Source organism: Cellulomonas jepli (assembly GCF_047229345.1).
Classification (GTDB): Bacteria; Actinomycetota; Actinomycetes; order Actinomycetales; family Cellulomonadaceae; genus Cellulomonas_A.
Window position 1 is genome coordinate 1 of the sequence record NZ_JBFTER010000209.1, and the last position, 525, is coordinate 525.

Genomic DNA, 525 nt, shown 5'->3' on the forward strand with positions numbered 1-525 from the left:
ACCCCGGGGCGACGGTCGGGCCGCCGCCGTCCACCGGGTCGTTCGCCGCCGCGGCGGGAGCCGCGCTGGCGCTGCTCGTCGTCGTCGCGGGCGCGCCGGTGCTGCTCGTCCCCTCGGCGCTCGTGCTGCTCGTGGTCGCGGTGTCGGCCCCCCGCGCGCGGGGCCGGGTCGTGCTCGTGCTAGTGCCGGCGCTCGTCGTGCTGGGGCCCCTGCTCGTCGAGGCGTCCGAGCGGGGTGCGGCCGGGTGGCGGCTCCTGCTCGCCGACCCGGGGCCCGTGCTCGCGGCCGAGCGCTCCGCGCCGTGGGAGCAGCTGCTGGGCGTGCCCGCGACCGCGACGGGCCTCGTGCCCGCGCTGCTGCCGGACGTCGTGCGCGGGCCCTGGCCGTACGTGCTCGGGGGAGCGGTGCTGCTCACGGCGCTGCTCGCGCTCCTGCGGGGCGCGCCCGCCGCGCGCGCGGGGGGAACGGGTGCGGCGCGGTCGGTCGCATCCGGGTCGGTCGCGTCGTGGTCGGTCGCGTCGGGGT

1 pseudogene is annotated in these 525 nt (G+C 81.1%); it reads left to right on the forward strand.

What is annotated here, in order from left to right:
- A pseudogene (locus AB6N24_RS23115) lies at positions 1-525 on the forward strand (glycosyltransferase family 2 protein); the annotation flags it as partial.